Raw genomic sequence first — 6,642 nt, forward strand, 5'->3', positions numbered from 1 at the left:
TAAAAATGCCGATGATCCCAAAAACAATGCCACGAGCAGCAATCCCAAACCTACCCAGACGCATTGCCCAAATTTGCTCGGTCTGAGTCATTTGATAAAGTTTAAAATGCTTGCGAAATTTGCCTTTGTATGATCTATAAAGGTAAGAAATTCCAACGCCAATCACTGTCAAACCCAAAAGCACTACTAACCATCGTCCAAAAGGTTGATTTAGAAAATATATCGTCCAATCTTCGACTGAATCGCTATCGCTACTACTTGAACCCATAATTAGTTTTATAGATGTCACAGCCAAACTCAAGTAAGCGATCGCACTAAAAGCATAGCCCAGACGCTTGACAATTCGTTTAGCATTCATTTCTTTACCAGAATGTTCGGGGTCGAGAATAGTTTGCACAAAACGCCAGAGTGCATACCCAATCAGCCCAAGGGTGACGATAGCGAGGAGAAATTTACCGAAAGGCTGGGTGACAATCGTCTCTAGCGCACCACTAGTATTTGTAGTTTTGCCACCAGAACCAAATGCTGCCTGTGCTGCTAGCAAACCCACGATAAAATAAACTAAACCTTTTGCAGCATAGCCTAATCTTGCCAATTGCTCAACCCAAAGAGAAGAAGCTGCTTGTCTAACTGGCTGTTTAATGTTTTCAGGAAGTGGATCGCCTAGTGCCATATGTTTATTTATTCAGGTTGGGTTAGGACTAAATATTTTGAGCCTACCCCAAAATTTATTCTGTTAATAATATGCAGATTATGGCAATTTTCTGCATCCTTCCTAGTAGAGAAATATGTGATAGAGCTGGTTAGCATGGCTTGTCTAATTTGATTCAATTTTTTTCATCTTATAATTATCTTTAAAGTTCTACTCACCAACACTTAGTTGTTGTAGAGAAATCTGTTTACAAAGACTTTCTACTGCCAGTGTGAGAGACTGCATCAGTTCAGAATTTTCGCTGTAGTCTACAGGTGCAAGGTTTGCAACCCGTTGACTTTGGGTAATGCTTAACTCCCGTCCCCATTCTTCTGGAGTGCTGTCTTTATATAATGCGATCGCTGTACCCTGTTCTTGATTCATTAAGGAGAAACAGGGAATATCTGACTCACCATCACCAACATAAATCACCTGTGTTAGTGGTACGTGCAGTTCATCTGGCGAGACATCACGATAAACAAACATTTTACCATCATCTTGATGACCTTCAATTCCTTTTGCTAATTGAAACATATAGCGAGTTTTTTCTGTGTGGGTAACAATTTTTTTGACAAATTCAATTCCGCCATGTTCGCCATAGGAAAATTCACAACCCCACATCGCTTTGAAATATGGAGTGATACAGTTATGGCGAGCAATTTCCACCATACCACAAGTAATTAAGTAAAATTCTACTTCTACTTTTGGGTTGATTTCATAGGCAGATTGACGCAAGCGATCAAACATTTGAGTAACGCCATCAAAAGGAGCTAAGTTTTGACCAAATTTGGCAATATATTCCTGCGTTATTTTGTTTTCTTGTCGCTTTGATTCTTCAATGAGGGCGTAAAATCGAGCCAAAATTTTATCCCAATCTTTGTCAATTAATGGACGAATTTTGTTTTTCCGAAACTCCAGTGCGTCAATTTCCAAACTTGATAACAAAGCATCAACAGTATCCGGTACAAGAGTATCGTCGAAGTCGAAAACTACAGCGATGCGATTAGATAGAGGTTTGGTTGAAAGAGTCATAATTAAAACTTTAAACAGAGTAAAGAATGCTAATCAACAAAAGCAACTTGATAGTTGCTGTTTTCCCAGTTTTGAGAATCAGTCCAGAAAAAGGTGAAATCAACGGTTGATGGGTGATGGGGAGAAATAGTAATATCTACAAATTCAATATCAATTGATGTTGCTGTTGAGTCAACGTTGTGTATTGTCTGCCAGTTGTCATTTGACCAATGCAAGCAAAATGGAGCTAATGCTTGAATTCGCAGTGTATATCCCTGCTTAATTGTGCGGATTTGACGGTTGAATTTCCAAACTTCTAGGAATTGAGTTGGTTTTTGATTTTCCGAATAACGGTTTGCTACTTCTGGAATCCAGTCAAACACTTTGCCATCATGAACAGAACGCAGTAGTTTGATATACTCTGCGTGCGCCCATGCTAGAGGCATTGCTGAACCTGTAGGTCGTCCACAATACAGATGCGAGTCTGGACGGTCTGGTTTATCCCAAATTTGCTCTGGTAACATTCCTGTATCTGAAGCAAAGGCTTCCATCGCTTGGATGAAGGGTTGTACATCATGCCCTGCGGCTAGTTCGTAGTGTCCCCGTTCCCCCGTTAATAGCGGCCATGCACGTCCTTTGCCATAACTCAAGAAAGGGCCGCCATCTTCTCGTTGTCCATAGCCGTCGTGATTGTAACGATGCCAGCAGGAACCCAAAGGAGTGTCTACCTTCAGTATCGCATCTACGACTTTGAGCGAATCGACAATCAAGCGATCGCTAGGCTTACGAATACCATAGCGGACTAATTCTAAAAACCCTGCATCGACAATTTCTTTTGCAGGAAATTGCCACTGACTACCAGGAGGACGATTGGCAATAGCCAGCATTCCCTGATTTGGATCTTCATTTGGCTGGGGGTTGTCAATATCCACCGGATTAATGCGGATGTAATGCCGTTTAATATCAGGAACCAAAGTTCCCTCGGTTGTTACCGTCCAGGCTTCTAAGTGACTTTCCAGAAAATCGGCGTACTCTTCAATAAATCTAGCCGTACTCTCATCTTTTCGCTCACGGGCATAAGTAGCCGCACAGATGAGGGCTGCAATATTTGAGGCCAGGGTTGAAGGCGAATAACCGCTTGCTTCCTCCCAACGTTCCTGCTGTGTCGCGGGGCCATGATGGTGATGGTGTAGCGTCCTTCTGGGTCAGAGTTAGTTATCCGATATCCCAAGACGTGGGGGGAAATACGTTCCGTTTTTGTATAAAGATGTTTTTCTTCATGGAAAAAGCTAGAGCCATCAGTAATCAAATACTGCAAATCTCGAATTTGGGGACGGTCAATAGTGGGATAATAAACTTCGTTGAGAATGCCATTGGAAAGGGTAAACCACACACGACTGGAGATAGCCTTGGCAGTTCCTACCCCATCTTTGTTGCCTTGAGTCCACCGAGGTTCGAGTCCTGGTTGTCCAAAAGCTGTGCGTTGATGCTGAGATTGTGGCATTTTTAATTTGAATAGTAAGTTTAAAATTCAAAATCTTGTAATCTAACCAAAATAGGCAGAAATTAGGGCGAACAATGCAAAGCCTCCTACAAAAAAAAGAGTTTCTAGGTAGGTTTCTTTTTCTTTCTCAGCTGCTTCAGGAACCATATTTTCCACAACAACTGTGGTGAGTATCCCAGCAGTGAATGCTAGCAGACTAAACTGAAGAATCTCAGGTTGCCCCCTGACAGCCCAGTAACCAATGGTTACACCTAAAAAAGCAGGTAAGCAGAAGGATGCAGAGATTATTTGGCGCTTGCGGCGGGAAACTTTTTGATCTTTGAAGGTGGCAATAGTGACTAGTCCTCCGGGGATATTTGCCATAATTTGTCCCAATGCCAAAATCAACCCCAATCCGAAAGAAATTGTTGAGCCAGTACCTACCATTAGTCCGTCGCTGAACAAATCAACTGCAACACCAAGAAAGATTAACCAAGATGCTGTGCTGTTGCGATGTCCGCCAACACGTCTTTGTATCCATTTAATTAACTGGCGTGTGATGACGAAAAAGCCACCACCCATGACGAAGGCGAGAATAACTAACCAAGCAGGTTCAGCTTGCAGGATTTGCGGCATTAACTCAACACCTACAACTGCCAAGGCAATACCAGCAGCCAGATGCAGCGCCAAGCTTAAGTTTTGTGTAGAAGAGGGTAGAAACTCTGCCAAGCACCCTCCCAAGAAGCTGCCAATGGCGGGTAGAGTAGACAAAGCCAGAGCAATTAAATAATTTTGCATGGTACTACTTTTTTTGGGCAACAGCCGATGATTTAAATAAAAAATCAACCAGATTGCCCAGCTTTGGAACCGGAAAGTTGTGAATCCTCTTCTCCATGTTGCTGATGTTGAGAGTCATCGTCTTTAAAATGCAGCCACAGCAAAATTCCGCCAATAACAGCAAAGATGATGTTTAGCCAAAAGGTGTAATCAATGGTTAATAAGGCTTGTCCAATTTGATCTAACATTTCTGATACCTAACTTTCAAGTTATAGGACTGAGGCTCAACTTCTAACCACCACCAGATCCAGATCCAATGACTCCCAGCAATTGTAAAAGATAGATAATTGCAAATACACCGAAAAATATGCCAGCGATCGCTGTTCCACCAAAAATAATTTTTGATGGTTGCAGTTCCTTGGGCAACATTCGATGATTTAAATAAAGAGTCAGTCCAGTAACGATGGGGATGTGAGCAGCTTCAATTCCACCTGCGGTTTGTAGCAAGCCGACAGGTTCACCGAAAAACAGGTAAACGGCGATGGGTAAGGCTACCAGTAGCACTACAATATAGAAACGCTGCAAAAACTTTTCATTTGTCCAACGTCCTCGCACGCCAAACCCTTGCAGTAATATCTGCGTACCATCGGCAAACATTCGTCCAAATCCATCTTCTACAGAAAGTACGGTACTACAGAAAGTTATAAAAACGATCGCTACCATAAACCAAAAGCCAAATGGCCCCCAAAGGTCGCCTAGCAGACTACCCAGAGTTTCCGCTACTTGATTTTCTTTTGGTACAAGTCCTTGTGGACGCAGCAACTCACCACCAAGAATCAAGAAAGACAACGCCGCCAAGAGCGCACCCACCACTGCTAAAGTGTTGGATATAGTCATGAGATTTAGCCAACCGCGCAGTTTCTTTTTTTGCTCCTGGTTGAGTTGCTTGGAGTCTATGCTCTCTTTTCCTTCAACACTAGCTGCACCGTATCCTCTGGCTTCTACCCAGTAGGAATACCACATTAATCCGGCTGCACCTGCCAACATGAAACCCAACCAAGGCAGTATTTCTTGATACTGGACATCTTGTGGAACTTGCGGTACTAACCCAGTTGCTAGTTGGCGAACATTAGGGAAAACGAAAATAGCCGCAGCTACCACTGCTACAGTACGGGCAATCCCCACATAAGAAGAAATCTTTTCTACTACGTTGTATTGCCCCAAAAGTACGATCGCAGCTGTTACAACAATGATAATTACTGTCCACAGTTGCACACTTCCTCCAGCAACCAAAATTAGCGCTGTCGCGGCGGCTCCTGAAAGTCCAGCAACGGTAGAAATTGCTACCACTACCTGGGGTAGCAAAATCAACCAGATTGCCCAGTTTTTGGGGCCGGGAAGTTGTTTGAAACCTTCTAGAATAGTTGCGCCGGTACAAACTGAAAAGCGACCAACTTCACCATTAATAAACCATTTCAAAACCACAGCAGCAAGTAGCGCCCATAATAGCGTGTAACCGTAGAGTGCGGCAATTCTTGGCGTGAATAGCAATTCACCCGAACCCGCAGCCGAAAGCATCCACAAAAAACTCGGGCCTAGCCATTTCAAGTTATCCCAACCTTTGGGCGAATCTGGGATGTTTACAGTGTTTTGTAGTTGCTGTTTGTTACTGGTATCTGTTGAGAAATTGCGATCGCTTTTATTATTCATTTTTTGCTATCCCATTAGCACCAATATCGTTGATGAATTCATCTCAAATGCTCAATTTGCCTTTGGATGGCTTGAGTAACCATCACAAGTAGATTTTCTAAGAATGCTGCAATTGAGCGAATTATGTCTATTTGTTAGAAAGCACGACGACGCACGGGTGGTATACTACTGCGTAAAGCTTGCCACGTCAGCGCTCCTACCCTACCATCACCAACTATTCTTTGCGATCGCTGAAAGGTAGCTACTGCTGTAGCAGTTCTAGGACCATAGATACCATCAATAGCTCCGTTATAAAATCCTAAATATTTCAAGACAGCTTGCACATCTCTCACCGGCTGTCCACGAGATCCACGCGTAAGAAAGGGAGCTCTCACAGGAGAGTATTTTGAAAGCCTACCTGTAATTGAGGTTGTCTGCGCCTTAGCAGGTACAAAACTAAAGGGTAACATCCCCAAAAATAATGTAGAAATTAACCCCAATGGTAAAATTATTGAGCGCATAAATCGAATATTCATAAATTTATATTTCTCCTAAATTAAACACATTCAATTGTTTTTATAACTGGATAAAGCTCAACTATTTGTAATAATGCACCCGTTGTTTTAAAAGTGTTTCGCTGTGACTTGAGGCATTTTTAAATACCCCCTAACCCCCCTTAAAAAAGGGAAAGCCGGAATCAAAGTCTCCCAAGTTAGTTATCAGTAGATTTATAGCAATCCTAAATGAGTCGTGAAAATCTCCGATTCCTCTCTCTGCGTTCTCTGCGCCTCTGCGGTTAATTTATTTTCACAAATGATTTAGGACTCCTATAGGAGGATCTAAAACTTTTGATATCAACAAGAGGACTTTTCTAACATCCTCCGATCAAATTTTGGCTCTGTTTGGATTTCTCTCATTTCTCAGGTTTTCTTCATAGGTTCTGAAGTTGGGATCGTTCAGTTCATAAAAGTAAGGCTCCAATGTATAATTA

At 42.4% G+C, this 6,642-nt stretch carries 8 protein-coding genes; all 8 read right to left on the reverse strand.

Annotation, left to right across the window (positions count from 1 at the left end; genetic code table 11):
• The coding region (locus tag IQ229_RS07870; RefSeq protein WP_194042698.1) for a DUF1206 domain-containing protein at positions 1-673 on the reverse strand (673 nt) is incomplete at its 3' end.
• 189 nt (positions 674-862) lie between these two features.
• Positions 863-1,723 (reverse strand): HAD family hydrolase, encoded by an 861-nt coding sequence (locus tag IQ229_RS07875; protein ID WP_194042700.1) that lies wholly within the window; start codon positions 1,721-1,723, stop codon positions 863-865.
• A gap of 29 nt (positions 1,724-1,752) precedes the next feature.
• A complete protein-coding gene (locus IQ229_RS07880; protein ID WP_228013287.1) occupies positions 1,753-2,820 on the reverse strand; it encodes a glycoside hydrolase family 15 protein in 1,068 nt (355 codons plus the stop codon).
• Positions 2,706-3,206, reverse strand: a complete 501-nt coding sequence (locus IQ229_RS23800; protein ID WP_228013286.1) for a hypothetical protein — start codon at positions 3,204-3,206, stop codon at positions 2,706-2,708. The genes IQ229_RS07880 and IQ229_RS23800 overlap by 115 nt, the downstream gene beginning before the upstream one ends.
• A 42-nt stretch (positions 3,207-3,248) precedes the next feature.
• Positions 3,249-3,983: a ZIP family metal transporter gene (locus IQ229_RS07885; RefSeq protein ID WP_194042702.1), complete on the reverse strand. Its 735-nt coding sequence runs from the start codon at positions 3,981-3,983 to the stop codon at positions 3,249-3,251.
• A 44-nt stretch (positions 3,984-4,027) separates the two neighbouring features.
• Positions 4,028-4,210, reverse strand: a complete 183-nt coding sequence (locus IQ229_RS07890) for a hypothetical protein (RefSeq protein WP_194042704.1) — start codon at positions 4,208-4,210, stop codon at positions 4,028-4,030.
• Positions 4,211-4,253: 43 nt separating this feature from the next.
• Complete coding sequence (locus tag IQ229_RS07895; protein WP_194042705.1) at positions 4,254-5,672, reverse strand: Nramp family divalent metal transporter; 1,419 nt, start codon at positions 5,670-5,672, stop codon at positions 4,254-4,256.
• Positions 5,673-5,806: 134 nt separating this feature from the next.
• On the reverse strand, positions 5,807-6,187 hold the full coding sequence (locus tag IQ229_RS07900) for a peptidoglycan-binding domain-containing protein (RefSeq protein WP_194042707.1): 381 nt from the start codon (positions 6,185-6,187) through the stop codon (positions 5,807-5,809).
• Positions 6,188-6,642 lie beyond the last annotated feature (455 nt).

It is taken from the genome of Nostoc cf. edaphicum LEGE 07299, from assembly GCF_015207245.1.
In the GTDB taxonomy this organism is placed as follows: Bacteria; Cyanobacteriota; Cyanobacteriia; order Cyanobacteriales; family Nostocaceae; genus Nostoc; species Nostoc edaphicum_B.

Bases quoted from the DNA above. Each gene is read 5' to 3' on its own strand.
- IQ229_RS07900 (WP_194042707.1), bottom strand. From the start codon at position 6,187: ATGAATATTCGATTTATGCGCTCAATAATTTTACCATTGGGGTTAATT.
- IQ229_RS07875 (WP_194042700.1), bottom strand. From the start codon at position 1,723: ATGACTCTTTCAACCAAACCTCTATCTAATCGCATCGCTGTAGTTTTC.
- IQ229_RS07895 (WP_194042705.1), bottom strand. From the start codon at position 5,672: ATGAATAATAAAAGCGATCGCAATTTCTCAACAGATACCAGTAACAAA.
- IQ229_RS07885 (WP_194042702.1), bottom strand. From the start codon at position 3,983: ATGCAAAATTATTTAATTGCTCTGGCTTTGTCTACTCTACCCGCCATT.
- IQ229_RS23800 (WP_228013286.1), bottom strand. From the start codon at position 3,206: ATGCCACAATCTCAGCATCAACGCACAGCTTTTGGACAACCAGGACTC.
- IQ229_RS07890 (WP_194042704.1), bottom strand. From the start codon at position 4,210: ATGTTAGATCAAATTGGACAAGCCTTATTAACCATTGATTACACCTTT.